Source organism: Nostoc sp. (assembly GCF_036917415.1).
Classification (GTDB): domain Bacteria; phylum Cyanobacteriota; class Cyanobacteriia; order Cyanobacteriales; family Nostocaceae; genus Nostoc.
In genome coordinates this window covers 155,614-180,254 of sequence record NZ_JBALDJ010000025.1, presented here as the reverse complement: position 1 = coordinate 180,254, position 24,641 = coordinate 155,614, and the positions used below count along the sequence as shown (strand labels likewise).

General features: G+C 40.5%; 25 protein-coding genes. 15 read left to right on the top strand and 10 right to left on the bottom strand.

Annotated features, from left to right (window positions below):
- Nucleotides 1–34: 34 nt before the first annotated feature.
- The 8 genes from V7K41_RS04070 (at nucleotide 35) to V7K41_RS04035 (ending at nucleotide 6,889) form a co-directional block, all read left to right on the top strand.
- Nucleotides 35–907 carry a hypothetical protein gene (locus V7K41_RS04070; protein WP_334845843.1) on the top strand — a complete coding sequence of 291 codons (873 nt, stop codon included), beginning with the start codon at nucleotides 35–37 and terminating at the stop codon, nucleotides 905–907.
- 111 nt (nucleotides 908–1,018) lie between these two features.
- Nucleotides 1,019–2,068, top strand: coding sequence for a hypothetical protein (locus V7K41_RS04065; RefSeq protein ID WP_334845842.1), 1,050 nt, complete (start codon nucleotides 1,019–1,021; stop codon nucleotides 2,066–2,068).
- A gap of 107 nt (nucleotides 2,069–2,175) precedes the next feature.
- Entirely contained in the window at nucleotides 2,176–3,000 is an 825-nt protein-coding gene (locus V7K41_RS04060; protein ID WP_334845841.1) for a hypothetical protein, read from the top strand.
- Nucleotides 3,001–3,047: 47 nt separating this feature from the next.
- Nucleotides 3,048–3,752, top strand: a complete 705-nt coding sequence (locus V7K41_RS04055; RefSeq protein ID WP_334845840.1) for a hypothetical protein — start codon at nucleotides 3,048–3,050, stop codon at nucleotides 3,750–3,752.
- Complete coding sequence (locus V7K41_RS04050) at nucleotides 3,749–5,374, top strand: hypothetical protein (RefSeq protein ID WP_334845839.1); 1,626 nt, start codon at nucleotides 3,749–3,751, stop codon at nucleotides 5,372–5,374. Before V7K41_RS04055 ends, V7K41_RS04050 begins: the two co-directional genes overlap by 4 nt.
- Before the next feature lie 37 nt (nucleotides 5,375–5,411).
- Complete coding sequence (locus tag V7K41_RS04045) at nucleotides 5,412–5,984, top strand: hypothetical protein (RefSeq protein WP_334845838.1); 573 nt, start codon at nucleotides 5,412–5,414, stop codon at nucleotides 5,982–5,984.
- A 345-nt stretch (nucleotides 5,985–6,329) separates the two neighbouring features.
- A complete protein-coding gene (locus V7K41_RS04040) occupies nucleotides 6,330–6,548 on the top strand; it encodes a hypothetical protein (protein ID WP_334845837.1) in 219 nt (72 codons plus the stop codon).
- A gap of 83 nt (nucleotides 6,549–6,631) precedes the next feature.
- Nucleotides 6,632–6,889 (top strand): hypothetical protein, encoded by a 258-nt coding sequence (locus tag V7K41_RS04035; protein ID WP_334845836.1) that lies wholly within the window; start codon nucleotides 6,632–6,634, stop codon nucleotides 6,887–6,889.
- An 86-nt stretch (nucleotides 6,890–6,975) separates the two neighbouring features.
- On the opposite strand, the gene plsY is transcribed toward V7K41_RS04035, so the two are convergent.
- The 4 genes from plsY to V7K41_RS04015 all read right to left on the bottom strand — a co-directional run bounded on the left by plsY (nucleotide 6,976) and on the right by V7K41_RS04015 (nucleotide 10,437).
- Nucleotides 6,976–7,656 carry a glycerol-3-phosphate 1-O-acyltransferase PlsY gene (gene plsY / locus V7K41_RS04030; RefSeq protein WP_334845835.1) on the bottom strand — a complete coding sequence of 227 codons (681 nt, stop codon included), beginning with the start codon at nucleotides 7,654–7,656 and terminating at the stop codon, nucleotides 6,976–6,978.
- Between the two features lie 105 nt (nucleotides 7,657–7,761).
- The gene (locus V7K41_RS04025) at nucleotides 7,762–9,036 is read right to left on the bottom strand and encodes a DUF3086 domain-containing protein (RefSeq protein ID WP_334845834.1); all 1,275 of its coding nucleotides are present in this window, start codon (nucleotides 9,034–9,036) and stop codon (nucleotides 7,762–7,764) included.
- Nucleotides 9,037–9,163: 127 nt separating this feature from the next.
- Complete coding sequence (locus V7K41_RS04020; protein ID WP_334845833.1) at nucleotides 9,164–9,550, bottom strand: DUF3119 family protein; 387 nt, start codon at nucleotides 9,548–9,550, stop codon at nucleotides 9,164–9,166.
- Between the two features lie 92 nt (nucleotides 9,551–9,642).
- Nucleotides 9,643–10,437 (bottom strand): MlaE family lipid ABC transporter permease subunit, encoded by a 795-nt coding sequence (locus V7K41_RS04015; protein ID WP_334845832.1) that lies wholly within the window; start codon nucleotides 10,435–10,437, stop codon nucleotides 9,643–9,645.
- Nucleotides 10,438–10,860: 423 nt separating this feature from the next.
- Here V7K41_RS04015 and V7K41_RS04010 point away from each other — a divergent pair, with 423 nt between their 5' ends.
- Both V7K41_RS04010 and sppA read left to right on the top strand, forming a co-directional pair.
- Nucleotides 10,861–11,157, top strand: a complete 297-nt coding sequence (locus V7K41_RS04010) for a hypothetical protein (RefSeq protein ID WP_292870244.1) — start codon at nucleotides 10,861–10,863, stop codon at nucleotides 11,155–11,157.
- Nucleotides 11,158–11,700: 543 nt separating this feature from the next.
- Nucleotides 11,701–12,522: a signal peptide peptidase SppA gene (sppA, locus tag V7K41_RS04005; RefSeq protein ID WP_334845831.1), complete on the top strand. Its 822-nt coding sequence runs from the start codon at nucleotides 11,701–11,703 to the stop codon at nucleotides 12,520–12,522.
- Between the two features lie 18 nt (nucleotides 12,523–12,540).
- On the opposite strand, the gene V7K41_RS04000 is transcribed toward sppA, so the two are convergent.
- Nucleotides 12,541–12,699, bottom strand: a complete 159-nt coding sequence (locus V7K41_RS04000; RefSeq protein ID WP_334845830.1) for a hypothetical protein — start codon at nucleotides 12,697–12,699, stop codon at nucleotides 12,541–12,543.
- 24 nt (nucleotides 12,700–12,723) lie between these two features.
- Here V7K41_RS04000 and aroH point away from each other — a divergent pair, with 24 nt between their 5' ends.
- On the top strand, nucleotides 12,724–13,137 hold the full coding sequence (gene aroH, locus V7K41_RS03995; protein ID WP_334845829.1) for a chorismate mutase: 414 nt from the start codon (nucleotides 12,724–12,726) through the stop codon (nucleotides 13,135–13,137).
- Nucleotides 13,138–13,142: 5 nt separating this feature from the next.
- Here the strand turns inward: aroH and V7K41_RS03990 are convergent, their stop codons facing one another.
- Nucleotides 13,143–13,445, bottom strand: a complete 303-nt coding sequence (locus tag V7K41_RS03990) for a PIN domain-containing protein (protein ID WP_334845968.1) — start codon at nucleotides 13,443–13,445, stop codon at nucleotides 13,143–13,145.
- 108 nt (nucleotides 13,446–13,553) lie between these two features.
- Nucleotides 13,554–13,913, bottom strand: a complete 360-nt coding sequence (locus V7K41_RS03985; protein ID WP_334845828.1) for a CopG family transcriptional regulator — start codon at nucleotides 13,911–13,913, stop codon at nucleotides 13,554–13,556.
- Nucleotides 13,914–13,950: 37 nt separating this feature from the next.
- Here V7K41_RS03985 and V7K41_RS03980 point away from each other — a divergent pair, with 37 nt between their 5' ends.
- The 3 genes from V7K41_RS03980 (at nucleotide 13,951) to V7K41_RS03970 (ending at nucleotide 18,566) form a co-directional block, all read left to right on the top strand.
- Nucleotides 13,951–14,175, top strand: coding sequence for a DUF4926 domain-containing protein (locus tag V7K41_RS03980; protein WP_334845827.1), 225 nt, complete (start codon nucleotides 13,951–13,953; stop codon nucleotides 14,173–14,175).
- A 745-nt stretch (nucleotides 14,176–14,920) separates the two neighbouring features.
- Complete coding sequence (treS, locus tag V7K41_RS03975) at nucleotides 14,921–18,307, top strand: maltose alpha-D-glucosyltransferase (protein WP_334845826.1); 3,387 nt, start codon at nucleotides 14,921–14,923, stop codon at nucleotides 18,305–18,307.
- A 58-nt stretch (nucleotides 18,308–18,365) separates the two neighbouring features.
- Complete coding sequence (locus V7K41_RS03970) at nucleotides 18,366–18,566, top strand: hypothetical protein (RefSeq protein WP_334845825.1); 201 nt, start codon at nucleotides 18,366–18,368, stop codon at nucleotides 18,564–18,566.
- Nucleotides 18,567–19,635: 1,069 nt separating this feature from the next.
- Here the strand turns inward: V7K41_RS03970 and V7K41_RS03965 are convergent.
- The 3 genes from V7K41_RS03965 to V7K41_RS03955 form a co-directional block, all read right to left on the bottom strand.
- A complete protein-coding gene (locus V7K41_RS03965) occupies nucleotides 19,636–20,049 on the bottom strand; it encodes a type II toxin-antitoxin system VapC family toxin (protein WP_334845824.1) in 414 nt (137 codons plus the stop codon).
- A complete protein-coding gene (locus tag V7K41_RS03960) occupies nucleotides 20,036–20,296 on the bottom strand; it encodes a DUF2281 domain-containing protein (RefSeq protein WP_334845823.1) in 261 nt (86 codons plus the stop codon). Before V7K41_RS03960 ends, V7K41_RS03965 begins: the two co-directional genes overlap by 14 nt.
- 394 nt (nucleotides 20,297–20,690) lie before the next feature.
- Nucleotides 20,691–22,904: a phosphoketolase gene (locus V7K41_RS03955; RefSeq protein ID WP_334845822.1), complete on the bottom strand. Its 2,214-nt coding sequence runs from the start codon at nucleotides 22,902–22,904 to the stop codon at nucleotides 20,691–20,693.
- Nucleotides 22,905–23,091: 187 nt separating this feature from the next.
- Between V7K41_RS03955 and V7K41_RS03950 the strand changes: the two genes are divergently transcribed.
- A complete protein-coding gene (locus V7K41_RS03950) occupies nucleotides 23,092–24,474 on the top strand; it encodes a cytochrome P450 (protein ID WP_334845821.1) in 1,383 nt (460 codons plus the stop codon).
- Nucleotides 24,475–24,641: the final 167 nt, after the last annotated feature.

Here is a 24,641-nt window from a genome sequence, read left to right as displayed (position 1 = left end):
TATAATGTAGTCTACCTTTTTCAGGCACTGATGTATGCAAAAAACTACCATTTTTACTTTTACCTTGCTATCCCTGGCAATACTACCAGCAATTGCACAAATTCAGACGGGCGGATTAGGTCAGGTTTGGACTGACTTTCAATCATATTCCCAAGATATGCAAGATTACTTTCAACATAATAATTTGAAGTATACCTTAAACCCTTTAGAACAAGCCCAGAGTCAAATTGCTATTGAGAGTGCCAAGGGAGATTTGAAGATACCTAACCCCGTTGCCGCGGGACAAAAAATTCGTGATGATTCAATTAACTACTCTTATAATTCAGATGCTAAATCAACTCGCTTTGAGAATAATGCGGCAGTACGGGGAAATTTAATTAGTAATGAACTTAATCGTATAATTACCCGGGGAGTAGCGGTAGGTGTTCTCGGTAAAAATGGACAAACTAGGACAAAAACAAAGTTAGAAAATACAGAGAAAAGTCTGGAAGATATTGAGGGATTTGCTGAGGAAACAGAGGGTACTAATAGAACATTTCTCGAGCAAATTAAAACCGGTATTAATGCAGCTAAGACAGCCGATCCAGCAGCAAATGCTATTTCTGGACTGGCAGAATTGCTAGGTGTAAGTCAAGTCCAAATGATGAAAATTCAACAGGAACAAGTAAAAATTGTAGCGGAAACATTTGCTCAATCATTACAAAATAATCAGTCTTTGCAATATTCCAACTTAAATTTAGCAAATATTTCTCAGCAGGCGGAAGAAGCGAATCGCGCTCGAAGAGTCGAAACATCTACAGAAGCAGCGCGACTTTTACGAGCAACTTCTCAACTAGATTTGTTTGGTAGAAACGTTAATAATAAGGATTTGAAGCTAAAAAACTCTAACTTTCCAAAGAACTTTTAAAACCCTTTAACTGATGACAAGCCAACAGAAAATCTAAAAAAAGTTTGGTAGAGTGCGTTACCTTCCTAACGTACCCTACTAAATCTAAAAAAAACAGCCGATAAATTCAAAATGCAACTTGCTATTAAACTAATTTTTGCCCAAGTAGGCATCGATCAGATTCTCGATAATGGTGCCGCAACTTCCCAAAGTCTGGCCGAAGGTTGGGACAAACAATGGCTGGAGTTATTACAAACTAATACTAGTAATAATTTGTATGGAACGCTGACTAATCTGGGTATTTTTTTTGCTGTAGGAACCTTGTTATTTTTTATGATACAATTCCTCAAAGACTTAATATCCTATGAATACAGCCGTCCCATATCAGCTTTAATTTGGCCTTTTATTGTGGTAGTACTTTTAAGTAATTCAGGCAATGGAAGTATACTTTCTAATCTGACGCTGGGAGTGCGGAATTTTTTAAATACTGTGAATCAGCAAGTAGTGGTATCAGCAGATGCAGGCAAAATATACCAGCAAGCACTGAATATGAGTGTTGCTGAAGAAGTAGCTGGTTCTTTACTACGTCCTTGTCAATCACTTACTGGCGAACAACAAAGTCAATGCTTTGTGAAAGCTGCTGAAAAAGTCAACGTTCTCTGGCAGAAATATAGAAATATTTATGGAAATAAAAACTGGATAAATAGACTACAAACTAAGGTAGATAATATCAGATATGGCACTGGCATTGTATCAGAAACCTCTTTTAATTCTCTGTTAGGTTCTACAGTCCAAACGAGCATCAAAAACTTTTTAGTTTCCTTACAATATGCCTTCCAAAATTTGATAGAAGCTACTATGTTGTTAATAGCAGCTTTAGGGCCAATTGCTGTAGGTGGATCTTTACTACCTGTAGCTGGTAAACCAATTTTTGCATGGCTGACTGGCTTTTTATCTATTGGAATCGCCAAAATTTCATTCAATATTATTGCTGTGCTGACTGCCGCAGTGATTGTCAATGGCCCAGGTCAAAATGCTAATGTCGATCCAGATTTAATGTGGTTCATAATTTTTCTGGGAATTTTAGCACCAATTTTATCTTTACTTGTGGCTGCTGCTGGCGGTTTTGCGGTCTTCAGTGCTATCAGCAATACAGCTTCTTTAGTCAAAGAGAGAATATAGAAAATTAAAAATTAAAAATGACTAAATGTAAGTGTTGTAAATAGTAAGTATATGCAAAAAATCATATTATATAATTAGCTGAAGTTTTTGGAGTAGGAGGTGAGGAAATGGTGCGTTTACTAGAAAAAAGACAAGCAACGGCAAGTGTTTTAACATTTTTTGCGATCGCAACCTTTAGTTTACATATATTAGTTTTATTTTTATTCTTATTACAAGGGCTAAATATTCGCCAACTCAGTCTGAGAAAACCTCCCAACTTTGTGCAATTAATCGACGGTAAACCAGTAGCTAATATTGATGATTTAGCAAGAGAACCAGAAGCAATTCGCCAATTTATCAGCAAAACGATGATATCAATGTTTAGTTGGTCTGGAACCTTACCACCACAAACTATTGAAGAAGTCGCAAACCCCAAATTCGATTTAGGAATACTGATTAACACACCTCAAGGTAGTAGCCAAAAAATTACTACCAGCAGTTGGGTAGCTAGTTTTGCCTTGTCAGAAGACTTTCGCAAAGGTTTCTTAAGCACAGTTGCAGAAATCACACCGCCAGAAGTTTTCTCGGAAAATCCCAACCAAGCGATGACATCACAATTAGTAATTAAGAGACTTTATCCGCCAAAACAAATTGCACCAGGGAAGTGGCAAGTCGGTATGGTAGCCGACTTAATTCAAAAAAATCGAGTTAGTGGTGCAAAACTTATAACTCCTTTTAATAAAGATTTCCTTGTACGTGCAGCAGATTATTTCGCTAATCCCCAAGCCGACAATAGTACCGATTTGCAAAAAGCAATTTATAGTGTCCGCGCTGATAGACTAGAAATTTATGAAATTCGTAATTTATGTTTGCTAGATGATTACAACAACCTGAACCAAGATAAATCAAAACAATGCAGAACTGGACAAACATCTGATAGTTTTATCAGATAATCGATTTCTGACGTGAAAATAGTTCAATATTATACGATCAATTATTAATGCAATTACTCAAACCAGAAAATAAAAAAAATAGCCCTTTACCCCTGTTGGCAGTAGGAACGTTTGGTTTACATCTATTTACCTTGCTGTTACTAATATTTCACTGGTCTATGTTACAACAGTTAGGTCGACAACTCACACCTCAAAGTTTAGTGCAACTTGTTGATGGTCATGCTATAACGGTAGACCCCCAACCCAATTTAGAGCGGCAACCAGAGACTATTCGGCGCTTTGTGGGTGAAACTATGAGTTTAATGCTTACCTGGTCACAACAGCAGCCACCAACACAAGTCTGGGAAATTACTTCCCAACTAGTAGCTGATGATTTTAAAGAAAAACTTAAGTCAGAAATTACTAATTTAAATCCAGATAGCCAATTTGAAAATGTTAATCGAGGAGCGGAGAATGTCTTAGTAATCCAAAAAGTTTCTCAACCGAAAGAAATAAGTAATGGAAAGTGGAAAGTAGAGATACTTGCCAATCAATTAATTTTTAACAGTTATGATAAATTAGGGAAATCAGTTTCCTTTAATAAACAAATTTTAGTTAGAGTAATAGATCGACCTACAACTTCACTACCAAATGCAGCACTACCGTCGCAGTTTGCAGCTTACCGCCTTGGAGAAGCCAGATTAGAAATTTATAATATATGTGAAATTAAAGATAATAATTGTTCTGGAAATCCAAACAAGGCTCTACCATGACCCGATACTCAATTCCTGCCCAAACGCCTCCCCAAAATAATGGATTTACTCTAACTACCGACGATCGCCAACCAGAAGTAGAATCTGTAGATTGGGAATCGCGGATGTCAAGGTTGGTCGGCTTTGAAGAAGAATCTTCTTCTAGTGATAGCCAAGGAACGGAAGACTCTGCAACGCCGCCAGAGTCGCTATCTTTTCCACAAGAAGTTCAGACCAAGCAAGCACTCTCATCTAATCCCTTTGCCAAGTTAGGCTTGGTAGGAGCTGCTACCTTAGCGATCGTTTTGGTGGGTGGTGTGTTTTTGTCTCAGTTGATGAGTGGCAGCAATCAAAAGCCAAAAAATATTGTTTCTCCACCAGTGCAAGAGCAGCCTACTGATGAATCCATATCTCAACAGATGGAAGGCCAAATAGATACTCTCAAAACGAAATTAGCTCTGACAGAACAAGCACAGATGGTGAAAGCTGCCCAACAACAGCTTAGAATTGCCAAATCAACGCCGACAGTAGCCTTACGACAACCCTCAGTTAGACAGAAAGCGATCCCAACACCCCCACCAACAGCTTATGTACCTCGGACAGTGACAGTTGAGCGCGTCATTAGAGTACCTGCTTCTCAACCTTCGCGATCGCCCCAGCCACCAGTTGTGAACGCCACTCAACCGATCGTTAATGTAACTCCACCACCTCCACCAAGCCCATTTGAAGAGTGGGCAAGGTTAGCAAAGTTAGGTAGCTACGGTCAAGTCAATCCTAGCAATCAACCTACTAGTAATATAGCTACTTTGGAACCTGCAAAAAATACGCAGCCGCAGCAAGAGACATCAAACCCCGATCCTGAGCAAACCCCACAACCGGAAAATTCTGCGGTTAGTCAAGCCCAACCGCAGGGACAGAAATCTGTAGCAGTTGGGAGTAGTGCCAAAGCTGTGTTGGCGACAGCAATATTTGGAGAAACTAGTAATAAGTCAGGCGGTGGTGGTGATGCAGATGAAGCGAAAAACGTATTTGTGATCCGATTGAAAGAACCGCTAAAATCTACCGATGGTACGATCGCTCTACCTGCAAACACCGAATTCCTCACTGAAATTGGTTCGCTTTCTGAACAAGGTCTTTTGCAGATGAACGTAATCAAAGTTATCTCGCAAAATAATGGCAACCGTACAGAACAAAGCCTACCCAACAATGCAATTATTCTTCGCGGTATCCAAGGTAAACCTTTAATCGCAAATAAATATCCCGGTCAAAGTTCGTCTATAGCCTCGATGGATATAGGACAATTCGTTTTGGGAGGAATTGGCAAAGCAGCAGAGTTAGTAAATCGCCCTGATACCAAAATCGTAAATATACCATATCCAACAACAACTCAAGCTAATACATCTGGCAACGGCGAGGGTGAATCGCAACCACAAACCTCTACCTCCTACTACCCTACTACTATCACTGATAACAGACGCAATCTTGGAGCTGCGGTTCTGGAAGGTGGTGTCAGCGCTATGACACCCCAAATTGCCCAACGCAATCAACAGGCGATCGCCCAAATGCAACAGCAAGGTGGTGTGTGGTTTTTACCAGCAGGCACAAATATTGAAATTTACGTTAATCAACCAACTCAGTTTTAAGGGGTAATATTTATACCAATTTTATATATTTGCAACCATGAAAAAGAATATTAACTTGTCAGGAAATAATCCAGAACGTTCTTATTTCCTACCTATAGCTTCCTTAATTTTCTCGGTTGCTATGTTCTTGTTCGTAGGTCGTGCTGTAGCTAATAACGCCGTTCTGCGTTCCGTATTTTCCTGCCAAGCACAGGGTTTAGGGGGACTAATACCTACGATCGACGTTTGGTATCAACAAGGAACAAACTTAAGTTTTATTCCGGCTGGAGAAGTAATTAAAAAAGTTTGGTTAAATGACCCATCAGAGGTAACTATGGATTTTGATGGGCCAGTATGTATGCAGTTTGGTCAACAAGCTAATAGTAGTTCAGGAGATTGTAAAAACTCCGCAGCCAATGTAATTCAACTTAGACGAATTCAAAAACTGGATATTCCTGGACTTCCTCCCACTAGCAATACACTTTTAACAGTTGTTACCGAAGCGCAAGGGAAAAACAAGTTGTATACTTTTCGAGTGATATATAAAACAGATAACCCTGAATATCACACCTTAGCAGTTTTTCCCGATCCTTCTGGTCAGGAAGGAGCTTGTGCGAAAGTTTTACAATAAAGTTCTAGTAAATTACCCGATAGCCACAAAAGTTTCCCCTCGAAAAAAGCATTAATGCCTACGTATGTCTGCATTGTGGCCGATCGAGAGCCTTGCTATAATTCCCTGCTTATAAAAAACGGTTAGGGAAAATTTAAGTCTTTGGGCAGTTTTATTTCTTTATATAGCACCGTTAATATAACGTGTGGTTAGTTGTGTAGTTCAAAATTGAAAAACGTTATAACTTAACATATTTAACTGATTCAGGCATTTTTAGCCGACATCTTTATAAATCTTCAGATAAAAATTAACCACAAATTCCAAAAGCGTGTAAATATAAAGAAAAGCTTAAGAGGTTACAGACTCATGGTGACAGCGAAAATGATGCAACAGCTTTGGGCTGTAATCGAGTCTACCCAGGTCAGCACCCTGCTCCAGTTTGACGATGCTGCTTTAGTACAATTGCTTCTCCAGCAGTTACAAGCGAAGCAGGGGCTTGATGCCCAGGCAGATAGCACTCTCAACACTTATATAAAATCTAAACTGCCCCTAATTCGTGATACGGCTGAGGGTCGATTATCTTAGGGCAAGGCGGCAATCATTAGTCTGAAAAATCAAATAATTGCTCGCTGCCAAGCATACGCTCAGAGTTCAAACAGTGGAATATTATGAATAACTGGCTAGTAGTTGCCCTAGTAGCTTATCTAATTGGAGCAGCGATTGAAGGGGTGAGTACAGCCAGTCAGCTATCTCATTCAATGCCAGAATTAGCTAAAAATACACAAGCTCATCCTTCAGAGTCTGACACCGGGTCTAGTTCAAGTTGGCGAGTTGTGGCCGCCATCGCTTCAGTCAGTATTTGTGGAGCTTTTTTGTGGCCTTGCCGCCTTTTCCACCGTTTAATTAAAGGCAACGTTCGTTCATAATCCTAAAACATCAATATAGATAGTAATTCTGGAAGAAGCTCTCCCCTTCTGAGAAAAGAGTTTTGAGTTAGGCTCCTACTTCCCTATCATGCAGCTTGTTCGGGTTCTGTCGCTACAGGTTGCCCAATTTTTGGCTCCGTTCCCGCAAACAGTCGTTCAATATTAGTGCGATGGCGCAAAATTACATACAACCCACCGGCAATCCCAAACAGAATATAGGGTAAAGGTTGATGGAAAAGTACCATGAAAATGGAAACTGCGATCGCACCTGTAATTGAACTTAAAGAGACAATCCGCGATATTGCCACAACCACAGCAAACACACCCGCTGTAGCTAAACCTACCTGCCAACTCATTGCCAACAAAATCCCCAAGCTGATAGCAACAGATTTACCACCGGTAAAGCCCAAAAAAATTGATTTACTATGTCCCAAAATGGCAGCTAATCCAGATATTGTTAACAGCCACGGTTGCCACAGTTGTGCATCTACCGTTGGAGAGATATAATTTTGAATTGGTTCAAAGTTGAACAACCAATAAACTAGAGCGATCGCTAATACTCCCTTTAAGGAATCGAGTACTAAAACCAATCCTCCTGGCCCTTTCCCCAAGGTTCTTAGTACATTAGTTGCGCCAGTGGAACCTGAACCAACCGCCCGAATATCAATACCTTTTAACTGCTTCACAGCAATATAGCCAGTGGGAAAAGAACCCAGCAGGTACGCTATGACCACAATTGCTCCGCACAGAGTTAACCAAATAGCCATAATAAAATTCAAAATTCAAAATTTAAAAAAGTCAAGAGGTATTACTCTTGACCAATGACCAATGACTAATGACAAATGACCAATGACCAATGACCAATGACTCATTTAAAAGTCATCATCATAGTTTCTCACTATTTTGGGGTCAGGAGCAAAGGCTAACCACAGGGGAAATTGTAGCAGTGACAGACTGATTTGCTCTTCGGAATCGTCAATAATAATTAAAGGCAGTTGATTGGCTTTCGTCAATCGGTCTGCTTTTTGAGCCAGAGCATCAGATGCCTCAAATAATACCACACCACGGTCTGGGCCGAAATCTGGGCGACCGATTCCTAGACAATCTTGCAAGCCGCGCCGCCATTCACCTAATCGCTCCGGCGTATTAGCTAAGACTAAAGTACGGACGCGATCGCCATAGAGCTTGTGTAATATAGAAATTGCAGATGAGGCAATCAGAATATTTTGTAAGCGGCTACCCATTGTCCGCAAACCACCCCTTCCTCCTTGGGTAAAAAACCAGTTGGAGATTCGTTCAGCGTGGATTGGTTCAAAGGTACGGCGTAGTTGCCACGGTGGGCCGTAGTAATCTGGTTTATTGCGGTATTGGTCAATTAGGCGGCGAATTTGCTTTGTAGTATCTTGAAACTGCTGTTGGGCAAATTGGGGTATTCCAGGTTGAGGTTCAGCGGATTTAGCCTCTTTTACAGATGGTTTTTCTCGTTCCACCACACTTGGCGTTAGTTGCAACTGCTCGGCGGCAGAAGCTAAATCCTGTAAACTACCTGTGAGATAGTCTTTAAAACCCTGTACCCGAATTGCCAAGTCTTGGGATGTACCAGCAAAAGTAGTTCGCATCTCATTGCGGATACGTTCTTGACGGCGTTCTAATTGTTCTACAGAAATTTGCAGGGTTTGTTTGCGTTGTTCTAACTGCACTAGCGACTCTTGCACAAGTCGTCCCAGTGAGGTTTGAGTTTCACTCACCTGTGCCTGAAGCTTTTCGTAAGAAGCTTGCAGCTTGGCTATTTCTGACTTGAGAGCTGCTTGGGCACTCTGCAACTCTGCCACTCGCTGCTCTGCTTCTGTATATAAAGAATTATTTCCCGATCCTATTTCAGACCCCAGGGCGACATTTTCCGCTTCTAACTGCACGACAAACTCGCCATTTGAATTTTCTGTTAGCTCTACTGTAGAATCTACCACTTCTGCATTGGAAATGAGTGGCTCAAAAGTTGTGTAGTCCTCTGATGAGCTAATGGCTTTTGTGTCTACTACTGACTCAACTGATGGATTGACTGGATGTTCAACTACATTGTTCTCTTCTGGTTTTTCTGTCAACCGCTCATCAATTGGTTCTGGGGTTTGAGATGCCTCTGGGTTCATAAACAATAGTGTAATTCCGATGACGCGAATAAATAGCTTTCAGAAATATTACAATTGACCTGCCATAAAAGTCCTAAGCATGAGTGCTGAGTTCTGAGTTTATATCAAAATGACTCAGAACTCAGCACTAAATACGCGGACAACGTTGTTCTAAACAAGTTTTCAAGGTGTTAGGGTCAAATAAAATCGGCAAAAAGTGAATACTTTTAATTTCTTTAAAGTAAAACAAGATAGGGACTCTATTCCAAAATATCCGCCAGTTTTGCCATTCCTGGTAGGGAAAGCGCCGAATCAATTTTTCGCCTCTGTAAATATCTAAGTCGGTAGCGGTAAATTGCAAACGCAGCGTTAACGCCTGAAACATGAGAAAAAAACCAAACAGTGTGAAAACGGAGCCTACCCACGGTAGTACCAATAGTAGTGGAATCGCGGCAATTACCAACACTATAGGTATATTGTAACTAGGCTTGAGTTCCACAGTTGATGTGGAGTTAGAAGCAAATGAACTGGTCACAGTCTTAAATCCTGCTTTGTTTAGTAGGCATCTCTCCTATTTTAGGAGTCAGGAGTTAGGAGTTAAAATTCCTCACTCCTAACTCATCAGTTTTATATACCGATGAATGCACTGCCAGTTCCCTGAAACATTAACCAAGAAAGAAAGAAGTTGCTAACAAATATAATCAGCAAGGCAGTCACAACAGCAGTTGTAGTTGACTGTCCTACACCTTTGGCACCTCCTGTTGTCGTCAACCCCCAACTGCAACCAATTACAGCGATTAAAATACCAAAACAACAGGCTTTAATCATGGCGCTAAAAATATCCCAGATGCCAAGAAAGTTACGGGCTGAGTCTAGAAATACCGTATCAGACAGGTTGTAGATATTTGTCGCAATGATGAATCCTCCGAACATCCCTGTCACCAAAGACAGAAGGGTTAAAATTGGTAGCATGAAACAGCAAGCAAGGACGCGGGGGATAACTAGATAATCGATTGGATCTGTTCTTAACATCAACATGGCATCGATTTGTTCTGAGACTCGCATGGTACCGATTTCTGCTGCAAAGGCAGAACCGACTCGTCCTGCCAAAACCACTGCTGTCAACACGGGAGAGAGTTCTCGTGTCAAAGCTACAGAAAGCACTCCGCCGATAATGTTTCCGGCGCCAAAGTTGATAAATTCCCGCGCCACCTGAATGGTAAACACCGCGCCAACGAAAATAGCCGTAAGTAGAGCAATAAATAGGGAATCTGGCCCAACTGCTGCCATTTGTTCTAAAGTGTTGCGCCGATGGATTTTGCCTTTCAATAGGTGAACTAGTACTTGTCCACCCAGAAAAATCGCTGCCAGCAGCCGCTGACTCCATTCCTCTAAACTGGATTTGGATGTAGTCTGGTTCAATGTTCTCTAGCTAACTCGTAACTGCCTTAAGAATAGCGGAAGTCATTTGTCATTTGTCATTTGTCATTGGTCATTTGTCATTGGGCATGGATTATTCTCCTTGTCCCCTTATCTCCCCACTCCCATAAAAAGACTGAATATTAACTTAGATTAAAGATGTTCTCAGAAAATGAAGCTGTTATTTAACGTGCTGCAAAGCAACCTCTAAGTAGTACTCTTGGCTATAACCTCCATTATGCAAGGTTTTTGTAGATTGAAGTTATTTTTTATATCCCCAGCATGGGCTGTAACTACTAGCCGTTTATTTTAATGAAAACTTAAGATTTTTGACAGATTGGCTGCTTTTGAGCGATCGCCCGTATTGTAGAAATTGACAAACCGCTATTCAGCTTTTGTCATCTCTACTCACGGAGTTTGTCTTAAATGACTATTTTCACTAACTTTCTCCGCTCCCTAGTACTCACAATCATTTTTAGTTTTGTCGTTCCTATGTTTTTCATTGGCGGCGGATTCCTCCTTCTATCCCTCATTGGTCACTTCCCTGGCTTACAAGACTTAACTGAGGCGATCGCAACTGAGATTATGCATTTTCTCGCCACCTTCGGCAGTGGAACTCCCCTACGCGGATTATTTGTAATTAGCTTGACCTGTAGTTTCGTTGGGGCACTGTTTGATATGTTTGTCTATTATCGGTATCAAATCTTACGAATAAATTCTTAAGTAGTAAAAAATAGCTTCGTCAGGAGATGTTGGGCTGTAGAAGACAGCAAAAAGTGATATTTACTAGAGTGAAAGTACTACAGGTCTTAACCTAAATAGAGATTAGTGTTGCTGAATGGATTTTTATTAATTAAATTAAGTGTGAAAGTGATTGATTAAATATTTATATATTCATTAGTTATTAGTTATTAATTACTGACAACTAGTAAACGTGCAAGACCGCAGTAAACTAGTCTTAAAGCATTTAAAAAGCTAGAATAACAAAGCATTGAGCACTTTGAATTTGACAAAATAGCTAAACTAGCCTTTCTAAATCATCACGTTAACGCTAAACTAGAGTTTGGCATTTTGTGCTAGCTGCAATCTTTAAGGGTTTAATTAGCATTAATTGAGAATATTAAATAAAACTCACTGAGAAATATAAAAATTTCCTTAAAATTCTGATGAGTACAATGCCTGCTCATGTTTCTTAACAGAGGAAAGCAGGTCGTCTGACCGTTAGGCATCTTATATTGAATTTATTACGAGGTATGTTGACAGATCATGGTTTGGCCGTTTAAGCCCAAGTTTAGAAAACAAATTGCGCGGATTGAAATTACTGGCGCGATCGCCAGTGCTACTCGCAAACGCGTCCTAGAAGCCCTGAAAACTGTAGAAGAAAAAAAGTTTCCGGCATTATTGCTACGTATCGATAGTCCTGGCGGTACAGTCGGAGATTCTCAAGAAATCTACAGTGCCCTGAAGCGTTTGCGCGAAAAAATCAAAATTGTCGCTAGCTTTGGCAATATTTCGGCTTCTGGAGGAGTCTACATCGGCATGGGAGCCGAACACATCGTCGCCAACCCAGGTACGATTACGGGTAGCATTGGTGTGATTCTGCGTGGAAATAACTTGGAACGCTTGCTAGATAAAATTGGTGTTTCCTTCCAGGTAATTAAGTCTGGTCCTTACAAAGACATTTTGGCTTTTGACCGAGAACTGACTCAACCAGAAGAAAATATCCTGCAAGAGTTGATTGACACAAGTTATCAGCAGTTTGTCCAAACAGTAGCTGAGGGCCGTTCTTTAACAGTAGAAGCTGTGAAAAGTTTCGCCGATGGGCGGATTTTTACTGGACAGCAAGCCCTAGCCTTGGGTGTTGTAGACCGCCTGGGCACAGAAGAAGATGCCCGTCGTTGGACAGCAGAACTGGTTGGTCTCGATCCAGAAAAAACTCTCTGCTATACCCTAGAAGAGCGTAAACCTTTATTGAGTCGCTTTATACCAGGGAGTCGTCAGTTTTCATCAGGAATTGGGGCTGGTATTGATTGGCTCGAATTTGAAATGTCTACTAGTGGTTTACCTCTGTGGTTATATCGACCATAAATGGTTGTTTGTCATTAGTTATTTGTCCTTTGTCCTTTGTTCAGAGTCAAATGACCAATGACTAATGACTAATGACCAATGACCAACGACCAATGACCAATGACCAATGACCAACGACCAATGACCAATGACCAATGACCAATGACCAATGACCAATGACCAATGACCAACGACCAATGACTAATTAAGGAGGATTTTGGCGTGGACTGGCAAATGCGGGCTATTCGCGGAGCAACAACCGCTTCAGAAAATACTGTTGAGACAATCCGAGAAGTGGTGACAGAACTACTAGATGAACTGGAAAACCGGAATCAATTCCAGCCGAGGGACATCATTAGTGTGACTTTCTCAGTGACACGCGATTTGGATGCAATTTTTCCAGCTGCGATCGCTAGAGCGCGTCCTGGTTGGGATAATGTGGCTATGTTAGATGTGCAGCAAATGCACGTCGAAGGCAGCTTACAGCTCTGTATTCGCTTCTTAATTCACGCTTATCTGCCAACCTCCGCCTCAATTCATCATATTTATTTACGCAACGCCGCTAGCTTGCGTCCTGACTGGAGTTTGCCTCAGACTTTACAAGCATCGCAGCAAGCAGTTAAGTCAAAAGTGTAAAATACTTAATATTTTTCAGATGAAATCCAGTTTTCCAACTTTAAATTAGAAATGCGGCTGTAGTGACGAGTATTGTTTGTTACTAAAGTGTAATTGTTTGCAACTGCAACACTAGCAATTAGTAAATCAAATTCAGCAATAGTTTGTCCTATTCTACGGAGTTCTGTTTTTAATTCACCATACTTTCTCAGAGCAGGATCGTTTAAAGGTAGAACGGGTAAGTTTTGAATAAATTCTTCTGCACGAGTTAAATTTTCCACTACTTGTTGAGAATTATAAGCACCAAAATATAACTCAGCAACCGTGATGCTGCAAATATAAATAAATTTGCTCCCAGCCTATTTCTCTCACTTTAGTTCTGACTGAATTAATATCTTTAATCCAATAGATGCAAGTATTAGTATCAAGTAAATAAGTCATAGACTAATGTCATTGTTAGAAATAGTACGGCTATCATAAATATCTTTGACTATTTCCTCAGCAGTACGTTCATCTTCCCAAGGGCCAAGCCTTTCCATAAACGTGTCTAGTGGATGCGGTTTTGGCTGCTGTTCAGATGGGAGAATGATTTCATTCAATATTAATTGATTTGCTTCTGGAACTCCTAATTTTTTGGTTTCCTCTTTAGCTATAACTATAATTTGCATCAAGGTTATAGCTTGACGCAGAACATCACTTTTACTTGTGCCTATTTTATTTGCTAATTCGTCTAATATCTGATTTAGTTCAGGTGACAAATCTAAGTTTAAGCGAACCATCTTTTGAGTGTTAGTCATGGTTCCATCCTGGTGTAAAATCTTAAGTACATTATAGTTGGCTGAAGCTATAAGATTGACAGCGATGATGATTCAAGAACTTGACATTCTTCTGACAACTAATCTCCCAGAATACAGTTTAGAGCAGGGTGATCTAAGTACAGTTGTTTTGGTACATCAGGGTGGCAAAGGATATGAGGTTGAATTTGTCACACTCGATCGGGAAACTGTGGCAATTGTTTCACTCCACAGCATACAAGTACGTCCCATTGGTAGAAGATAAATTGCGCGATCGCGGGTGATGAATTAATACTATCGTCGCATATATTTACTCGTAAGGATTCAGATGATGGGGTATTGACAAAGAACTAAACCAGCAAACAAAGGAAGAACTGGTACAAATTGACCGTCAAGTAGGCGATCGCGATCGACCAGCTGCAAGTAACAATAAAAGAACGAAAAACTTGAAATAGAGCAACTGCGGTCAGTAATCAGAAAATTAAAGAAACGTCTTCATCCTCATTCCTGCTTATTCACTACTTAAATAGGACTTACGCAAAAAACCTCTCTAACTCTTATTCCTCTGTGTTCTCTGCGTTCTCTGTGGTTTGATTTTCCGTGACCTGTGCGTAAGTCCTGTTAAATATAATTTAAGTACATCAGCTAGCTAACTTAACCCCTAACTAAAGATATAGTCTACAATAAGTTTTGTTACATTTTATCACCCGAAAATAAAAGTTATACAGCAGATTGCTTTTTAAGTGAAGTACAAAATGCAGTACGGGAGCATCAGATATAAAGAGCTTCTACCTCCTGCCTCAAAACCCGTAACTTTGTACTTCATGCAAATGAAAACTGCTGTATGTATATACGCAGTTGGGATGATTATTTATGACTAAATATAGCTCGTTTGGTAGTTTCATTACTTAAGTAAGAAAGTGTAAACATTACTCGTGTATGATAATCTCAGCGATTGTATCAAGTAAAAATATAGTTCTATTAGATATGCGATCGCATATCTTTTTAAAATGCCAAACTCCAGCTTGAAAAATGACCCATTATGGTTTAAAAATGCAATTATCTACGAACTAGGTGTTCGCACATTCGCCGACAGTAATGGTGATGGTATTGGTGATTTTCCAGGGCTGACAGAAAAACTAGATTACTTACAAGATTTAGGTATTACTGCCATCTGGTTGTTACCTTTTTTCCCTTCACCACTCAAGGATGATGGTTACGATATTGCCGATTACACTAGTGTCAATTCTATCTATGGCACGTTGGAAGACTTTAAAGCGTTTTTGACAGCTGCTCATCAGCGGGGTATTCGTGTAATTATTGAGTTAATTATTAACCATACCTCTGACCAACATCCTTGGTTTCAAAGAGCACGTCGCTCACCAAAAGGGAGTCAGGAGCGAGATTTTTATGTTTGGAGTGATACTCCTGAAAAATACCAAGAAGCGCGAATTATCTTCCAAGATTTTGAGACATCTAACTGGGCTTGGGATTCAGTTGCCAAAGCTTATTGCTGGCATCGTTTCTATTCCCATCAACCTGATTTGAATTATGACAATCCCTTGGTGCGTCAGGCAGTATTTGATGTTCTAGATTTTTGGTTGGAGATGGGTGTAGATGGACTACGCATGGATGCTGTGCCTTATCTATACGAACGGCAAGGAACGAACTGCGAAAACTTACCCGAAACCCATGCGTATTTGAAGGAGTTGCGATCGCACATCGACGCAAAATTTCCTAACCGGATGTTACTAGCTGAGGCGAACCAATGGCCTGAAGATGCAGCGCAATATTACGGTGCGGGGGATGAGTGTCACATGAACTTTCATTTTCCCCTAATGCCGCGCTTGTTTATGGCATTGCGGATGGAAGATAATTTCCCGATTGTAGATATTCTCCAGCAAACTCCATCCATTCCTGATAACTGTCAGTGGGCATTGTTCCTCCGCAACCATGACGAACTGACTCTAGAAATGGTGACAGATGAAGACCGCGATTTTATGTATGGGGTCTATGCCCAAGACCCAATGATGCGGGTAAATTTAGGCATCCGCCGTAGATTAGCGCCGCTTTTGGGCAACGATCGCCGCCAAATTGAGTTACTCAATAGTTTACTATTATCCCTACCAGGAACCCCCGTACTTTACTACGGTGATGAAATTGGCATGGGAGATAATGTTTATCTAGGCGATCGCAATGGTGTTCGCACACCTATGCAGTGGAGTTCTGACCGCAACGCCGGTTTTAGTCGCGCCAACCCGCAACGCTTGTTTCTACCCGTCATCGTTGACTCAGAATATCACTACGAAGCCCTCAACGTCGAGGCACAACGGACTAATACCAATTCTCTCTGGTATTGGATGAAACGTTTAATTGCAACTCGCAAACGTTTTCCGGCATTGGGTGAAGGGCGTTTTGAATTGCTACAGTCTAATAATCGCAAAGTTTTTGCCTTCAGCCGGATCGCCTCTGAAGAACATATCTTGGTAGTAGCAAATTTATCTCATTATGTGCAAACGGTGGCGTTAGATTTATCAACCTTCAATGGGCTACTACCAGTAGAAATTTTTGGTTCCACTGAGTTCCCACCGATTACAGAATCGCCCTATTTCCTCAGCTTAAGTCCTTACGGGTTTTACTGGTTCACTTTACAACGTAAAGCTAGCTTGACGCAATCTCCTAAACCCCAAGCAGACTTGAGCTATCTGTTGGTAAATGGTTCATGGCAGAATGTGATTGGGCAACGAGAGTCAAAAAGCATTCTAGAATCAACACTGCGGGATTACCTCTATACCTGTAGCTGGTTTGGCGGCAAAACTCGCACTGTACAATCAGTACAAATCATTGAAGCAATTTCTTTACCCTATAACCAGCAGATAGCTCAAATTGTTTGGTTGCAGGTAGATTATACCCAGGGAAACAACGAAACTTATCTGTTGTTTCTCGCCTATGCAGAAGGTGAGCAAGCAACACATCTTTTGGCAGAAATGCCGCAAGCTGTGATTGCGCGACTTGGGGTGCAAGGCAAAACAGACACTCCTCCACCCAATACTCAAGAAGTTGGAATTTTATTTGATGCTTTAGCAGATAAGAACTTTCTCACCTCACTGCTAGATGATGCGATCGCTAATCATCACTCTTATAAAGGGATAACCGGAGAATTATTTGGCACTACTACTGATTCATTCTCCGAATTGCGCCAACAGTTAACCAATCGTGAGCCAATTGTCCTGAATAAAGAAGAACAAACCAATACTTATATAGTTTATGGCGATCGCTTGTTGTTGAAACTCTTCCGCAAAGTCGAGGAGGGTTTGTACCCAGATTTAGAAATCCGGCGTTTCCTATACGAGAAAAAATGCTTGCAACAATCAGTTTTCCTAGCTGGTGCTTTAGAGTACCGCCGTGCAAATAAAACAGGCAATAAAACTGCCCTACCCACGACTATAGGCATATTACAAGAGTTCATTTCAGATATTCGCAGTGGCTGGGACTACACCCTTGATAGTTTGCAAAAGTACTTTGATTTAGTGACTACAGAACACGCCACTATTACCGAAGTGCCTTTGCCATCAGGTTCATTGTTGGATTTACAGAGAATTGAGATTCCAGAATTGGCAATTGCAACTATCACTTCTTACCTGCAAAGTGTTGAGTTGTTGGGTAAATCCACAGCTGAATTCCATATAGCACTGGCTACAAATATAGATAGCTCAGACTTTGCTCCAGAATCTTTTTCATCACTTTATCAACGTTCGATATATCAAAATGCACGTAACTTAACTGGACAAGTATTTCGGTTGTTAAAAGAACGAGCAAACTACTTGCCAACCGATATTCAACCATTAGCATTAGAAGTTCTTAATAGCCAACAGAAAATCTTAGAACGCTTTCAGTTAGTTGTCGGGCAAAAAATTACTGCCTTGCGTACTCGTCATCATGGAAACTACCATTTATCGCAAGTATTTTACACAGGAAAAGACTTTATTATTCCTGATTTTGAAGGCAAAGCAGATCGCAGTTTAAGCGAACGACGCATAAAGCGATCGCCTCTACAAGATGTAGCAGGAATGTTGCTATCTTTCAACTATGCAGTTAACGAAGCTCTGGGCTATCAAAAAGAATCTGGGATGATCGTGCCTGAAAATTTACCCCTTCTAGAACAATGGGGACAGTTTTGGTATACCTGGGTCAGTACTAGCTTTTTGAATTCTTATTTAGAAACTGCTAATCAAGAATCTTTCTTGCCAAAGACAACAGAAGAACTAGATGTGCTGCTTTTTGCCTATCTTCTAGAGCAAGCGATTGATGGACTAGGCTCTGAACTAAATAATCGCTCCGATCGGGTAGAAATTCCACTCCAATTTATTCTGCGATTACTGAGTGAAACTGCTTAAACAGTTTTTCCTAGTACGAACAAACTGCAAGAAATAAATAATATTAGGAGGAGGAAAAATGAGTAACAAAACTGGTGAACTGACAAGAACAATTTTTTGGAAAGGGAATGCAGAAGAATTTCTAGGTAAGTATTATAACTTACAATTTATTCCGAGAGTAGGTGAAGAAGTACAATTAAAAAACAAAACATGGCTGGTCAAGAGAATTATTTATACTCCCGAAATAGATGACATAACTATCATTTTGGAAAATAAATAGTTTTACCTTAAATGGTTATGGTTGTACGGTTCTGTAATACTTTCAATAGTTTTTGGGTAAGATTCAGGTTTTACCTGCTGAACCAGCAAATATGGAACTAAGGGAGCAGCATATTTTTCCAAAAGAATAATAAAAACCGCACATACACGCATTAAAACGTCTATCTCTCTACCTTCATCTGCGTGTGTATGCGGTTAAAAATTCAAACTATTCTAATTACAAAACCCAGCTTTAATGCACTAACTTGATCGCACCTTTCGTCAAGCCTCCACAGTTAATCCATTAAATGCCATGTTTTCCATAAAAGTATCGCGCTTTATCTTGGCTTGTAAATCAACTTTTGAACTCGTAAACTAACTTTTATGACTTGTAAACTAACTTTTGCGACTCACAAACTAAGTTTTTGACTCGCAAACTAAGTTTTTGACTCGCAAACTAACTTTTGCGACTTGTAAATTAAGTTTCTGGCTCGTAAACTAACTTTTGCGACTCGTAAACCTGTTATTGTCAACGAATTTCAGTAAATTTACCCCTATTTCTCCTGTCTGCTAAATTCTTTTAAATAAAAAACGCAAATATACGCATTGAACCCAATTTTTCAGCATTTATATACGTATATTTGCGATAAAAGGAGAAACTATTCTAACTTTAATGCACTAACGCGATCGCACGTTTCGTCAACACTTCAGCAGTCAATCCATTAAACGCCATCAACTCGCCAGCATTGCCTCGTACAAGTACGTCCTATTGGTAGAAAAAAATTGCGCGATCGCGCGTGATAAATTAATGTGAATAGTACGATGTCTACAATAGGCTACGTCTATGCACTTTCTAAATTTATCCTCTTGAGTGCCTAACGATTGAAGTGCTGGCTAAAACCAAATTATTCCCGTAATTATGCCACAGTAAAAAGCTGTGTTGTTATACCGTTTAAAAATAAATACTTTTATAAACGTAGAACAGGTATCAGTATCAAATAAATAGTTCACAGAGTATAATTACGAGCGCTTACAGTCCGGCTAGTTCGGGTAATAAATCTCAGGGGTAGGCTACGCTGTTTCTAATTAGCTCAAAAGAGGAGATTTTCAAAAGGATAACTTTGCTTCCAACGATAGGTGTTAAAGTCACGTTTATCTACTGAAAAAATGCGTCCATGCCCTAAATGTTCTGCTAAAATTACTAGGGAAGCATCAGCCAAATCCATTGGAAGATCAGCATATTTTTTCATTAATTCAATAATTCGGGAAGTATGGTGAAGTTCTAAATTAAAAATTGTAAATAATTCTTGTTGCAGACTATTTATAAAAGTAATTTCAGCGTCAATTCCCTTGCGAGTTAGCAAAAGATAACAGGTTTCTGTGACAACGCACCATGTTGTAATTAAAGGTTCATTATATTTTTTTAAAGCTTGTTTTGCTCTTTCGTGGTATGTATCTTTTTTATCAATAAGAGCTAACCAAAATCCTGTATCAACTATGATCATATTTAGTTGTCAACGTATTAGATAAAACTTCTTTATAGGTTGTTGATAAATTTTCGTCAACAGAACAACAACCAATTAATCCAATTTCGTCAAACTTTTCATAGAGACTTTTTTCTTGACTATAATTTTCTGATTCTGCTTGAGGATAACGCTTTTTGAGTAACTGAATAAAATCTAGTAGTAATATTTGAGCTTCTTCTGGTAAAGTATCAATATCTCTATATATTTCTTCAAATTTTATAAGCATAATTAAGTTCTAAATTGAGGATAATTGTTGGGATGACCCTATTATAGACCACTTTTAAAGTTGAGTGAGGTGACGCGATCGCGCGTGATAAATTTGGTCAAGAATGGAGTGATTAATATACCTTTAAATTCTTTTAAATAAAAAACGCAAATATACGCATTGAACGCAATTTTTCAACATTTAAACCGCGTCCACATTAAAAACTGTAGTTCTGTACGAACAGAAAAACCCTCATCCCCCAGCCCCTTCTCCCAATATTGCCAGAAGGGGAGCCGGAAAGAAGTCCCTCTCCCTACTTGGGAGAGGGATTTAGGGTGAGGGTAAAAACTACGGTTCTCAACATAGACAAGGTTTATATACGTATATTTGCGATAAAAGAGAAACTATTCTAACTTTAATGCACTAACGCGATCGCACGTTTCGTCAACGCTTCAGCAGTCAATCCATTAAACGCCATCAACTCACCAGCACTAGCTGTAGTCTCTCCACGCTTCCAAGCGAAGGTGTCGCGCTTGGCTGTACTCCGCAACAGAATCGGTTCTAGCATCGCCGCAGCACCACCAGTGACAGCAATTAGCGCATCACCATCAAATAATTCGGCAAATTTCGCATCATCCAAGAAACCGCCTTCGGCTTGGGAACAGGTATCCCACGCAGTATCATCACTACGGTATAATTGCCGAGGATTGATCACAGAAACTATCTTCGCACCAATACCTTCAGTTTCCAAGAAAGCCGCAGCTTCAAATACTGGCATTAATGTCATATCGCCAATTACAGCAAATACAACTTGTTTATCACCAGCAACTTCATGTAATAGTACTGCACCATCGCGCAACCCTTGACGAGTTTGTTCTAAAGTTGTGCGAATTTGCAACGGCGTTTTACTTGCAGTAATCACAATTCCCTTATTCTTACTTTTCAATGCCCAGTCATAACAGACTTGGATACTATTAGCATCGGGGGGAAATAATGGGAAAACATTTCCATTTCGCATCAACGAAGCAAAATAAGCTTCAATTTCTGGACGTTGGTGAGTCCAACCGTTGCGTCCTTGCTCTAATGCACCTGCTGTGAATAAAGTAACAGTCGAGGGTGTGGGACGGCGCAATTCTGCCATTGCTTGAGTCACAGTTTGCCAAATTGGTAATCCGTTAATGGCAAAAGATTCGTAGGAACACCACAAAGTTCTCGCACCCATTAATGCCAAACCCGCAGCTAAACCGGCACAAGCATCTTCACTCAATGGTTCATAAACTTGTCCATTTGGTGCTTGGTAATATAAATCGTCAGTTGTGGGGTGGATAATCTTTAATGCTTGGTTAATGTTAGCAATTCCAGATGCTTCATTACCATCGGCGTTGGTGACAAGGAAATCCCGATCTTTATTTCCTACGATTCCTACTAATCGTCCCATTGCGGTTGTGGAAACTTTGGGTTCGCCACCGACTGCATATTCTTCTAAAGGTAATTCGCCTAATTCTGGTAATGGGAATTCAAATTCTGTCACCACAGTTTTTGCTGCTGGGCCACCACCGGCACGTTCTGCATTTGTTCTAACTAATTGCCAAGCTTCCGCAGACAAAGCACGGGTTTGCAATGCACTAATAATATGCGGCGCATCCAACGTATCTTTAGGATAGAGGTTGTGAGATTTTGCACCCCGCGCGTGGACTCCTGCACCTTTGAGTTGTTTAATGATGAAGACAGTAAGTTTACCACCAAGGGCCGATCGCGCTGCTTTATCCACACCCGAAAGTACTGCTTGAGTAAATTCTAGGCGCTTTTCAAAAGAAAAAGCAGTACTATCAACGTAATCCCCTGACTGGTTTTGAGCGTCGAAATCCTTAGCATCCACTAACACAACTTCATCAAAACCGTTACCTTGCCAATATGCTTGCATCTGTTCGTTGGTTTTTAAAGAAACCATACTGTGATGTTCTTGGCTGTAACCGTTCCACACCAATATCGGTAAAAAGTTGGTGACAGCAGGATAAGCAGTATGGAAATGAGCGATCGCACTTACAATATAAGGCTCACCCAATCCACCATCCCCAACTGTAAAGGGGAACAATTTATCTTTGTGTAACAGTGCAGCCGCCATTGCAAAGTGTTGCCCTTGTCCCAAAGGCCCCGCAGGTGCGAGAATACCGGGAATGAAACCAGAAAGATGTCCTAATAATCCGTGCTTTTCTCGGAAGCGATCGCGCAATTGTTGGACTGTAAAAATTCCCATGTCCTCTAGCGAACGATCCAAGAACATGGCACTATAAAATCCGGGGGCGTGGTGTCCGACTTCGGTAATAATGTTCTTGTATCCCAGCATGACAAGAGATGCGTAAGCTTCTGCTTGGCTGGCGAATCCGCCGGGATGGCCAGAAGCCTTACTAGCGGTAACTTGTAAAATCAGGTAGCGTAAAGCATCGGCAGCCAGTAAAGTTTGATATACAGCTGCTTTGTCTGTAGGAGATGCGATCGCTATTTTGCCCGACTCAATAGCAGGAGTTGCACCATAAGTTTCAAAATCTGGTAACGCTTCACCAAAATATTGAATACCTTCAAAAAAATCGGGAAGTGCTGAAGATGGCTTTGGGGAGATTGCAGTCATGCTGAGTACCTTTTGACGATGAGGTGAAACTGTAGATGCTCGTTGAATTTAACAAAAATTTTACATCCTTGAGGTTGTAACAGTTTATTGCTTTTTTACAACGTTAGAATAAGTACTTTAAATGGTTATGCAACCAAAATTTCAGTTAGTTTAAGTAGTAGAAAAATATTAAGTAGCAAAAAAATTTATGAAATTACCAAATGGGCCGCAAATCCCACCCCTTGTACAGATGGTGCGCTGGATTAGAAATCCGATGTCATTTATGGAGGCTTGTGCTAAAAGCTATGGCGAAATTTTTACTATCAGATTAGACAAAAATCTTCCTCCTTTGGTGATTATCAGCAATCCCCAAGCACTACAGCAAATTTTGACAAATGATACCAAGGAATTAGAAGCACCTGGTGACATGAATCAAATCTTTGAATCTTTGCTGGGTAAACATTCTGTGATTACTATCAGTGGCGCAGAACACCGGCGCCAACGCCAGTTGTTAATGCCTCCCTTTCACGGCGAAAGAATGCGAAACTATAGCCAGGTAATTACGGATGTTACCCAAAAAGTTATCAGTCAGTATCACATAGGCAAACCCTTCAATATTCGGTCTGCAACCCAAGCTATTACCCTGCGGGTGATTATGCAAGCTGTATTTGGGCTACATGAAGGGCCTCGCGCCGAAAAACTACAGAATTTTTTGAGCGATCTTTTAGAAAAGGCCAGTTCTCGGTTAAATGTGGCTTTGCTTTATTTTCCAGCTTTGCAAAGGGATTTTGGCCCGATTAACTTCTGGGGAAACCAGATGCGCCGTCAGCAGGAAGCTGACCAACTCATCTACGAGGAAATTCGGGAACGTCGAGAACACCCAGATTCATCACGCACAGATATTCTCAGCTTACTCATGGCTGCTAGAGATGAAGCAGGTCAACCCATGACTGATGAAGAGTTGCGCGATGAATTGATGACTCTGTTAGTCGGCGGTCACGAAACCACAGCAACAGCCTTAGCATGGGCATTCTACTGGATTCATAAAATACCATCAGTGCGCCAAAAGCTACTGCAAGAATTAGATAACTTGGGCGATAATCCAGACCCCAGCACCGTTTTTAAATTACCTTATCTTAACGCTGTTTGTTCTGAGACATTGCGGATTTACCCAGTAGGTATACTAACTTTTGCCAGAAAGGTAAGAACACCAATATCGCTAGGCGGTTACGAACTAGAACCCGGTACAGTCCTACTTGGTTCTATTTATCTGACCCATCAACGGGAAGATATTTATCCAGAACCTAAGCAGTTTAAGCCAGAACGCTTTTTAGAACGGCAATTTTCTGCTTATGAATATTTGCCCTTTGGCGGTGGTGCTAGGCGTTGTATTGGGCTAGCATTTGCCCAGTTGGAAATGAAGCTAGCACTTGCTCAAATTCTTTCTAGTAAGGAATTAGAACTAGTTAATAAAGGTGAAGTGCGACCTAAGCGCCGTGGTTTGGTGACAGGCCCAGATCGTCCGATTGAGATGGTTGTCACGAGTCAACGTCAGGTGAAGTCCCCCATTCTACAGACAACCACTGTTTGATGCTGAGGGGTTTGATGGTTGCGTTCAGCAAATTTTCAACTTCAATCTATATATTTAGATAGATTTTCAATGCTTTTAAATAATCCCCCATAGTCCTCTTTTAAGGAGATTTATGGGGGATTTTAATATACTACAACTGTAAAAAGAATGGATTTCAAAGCTGATTG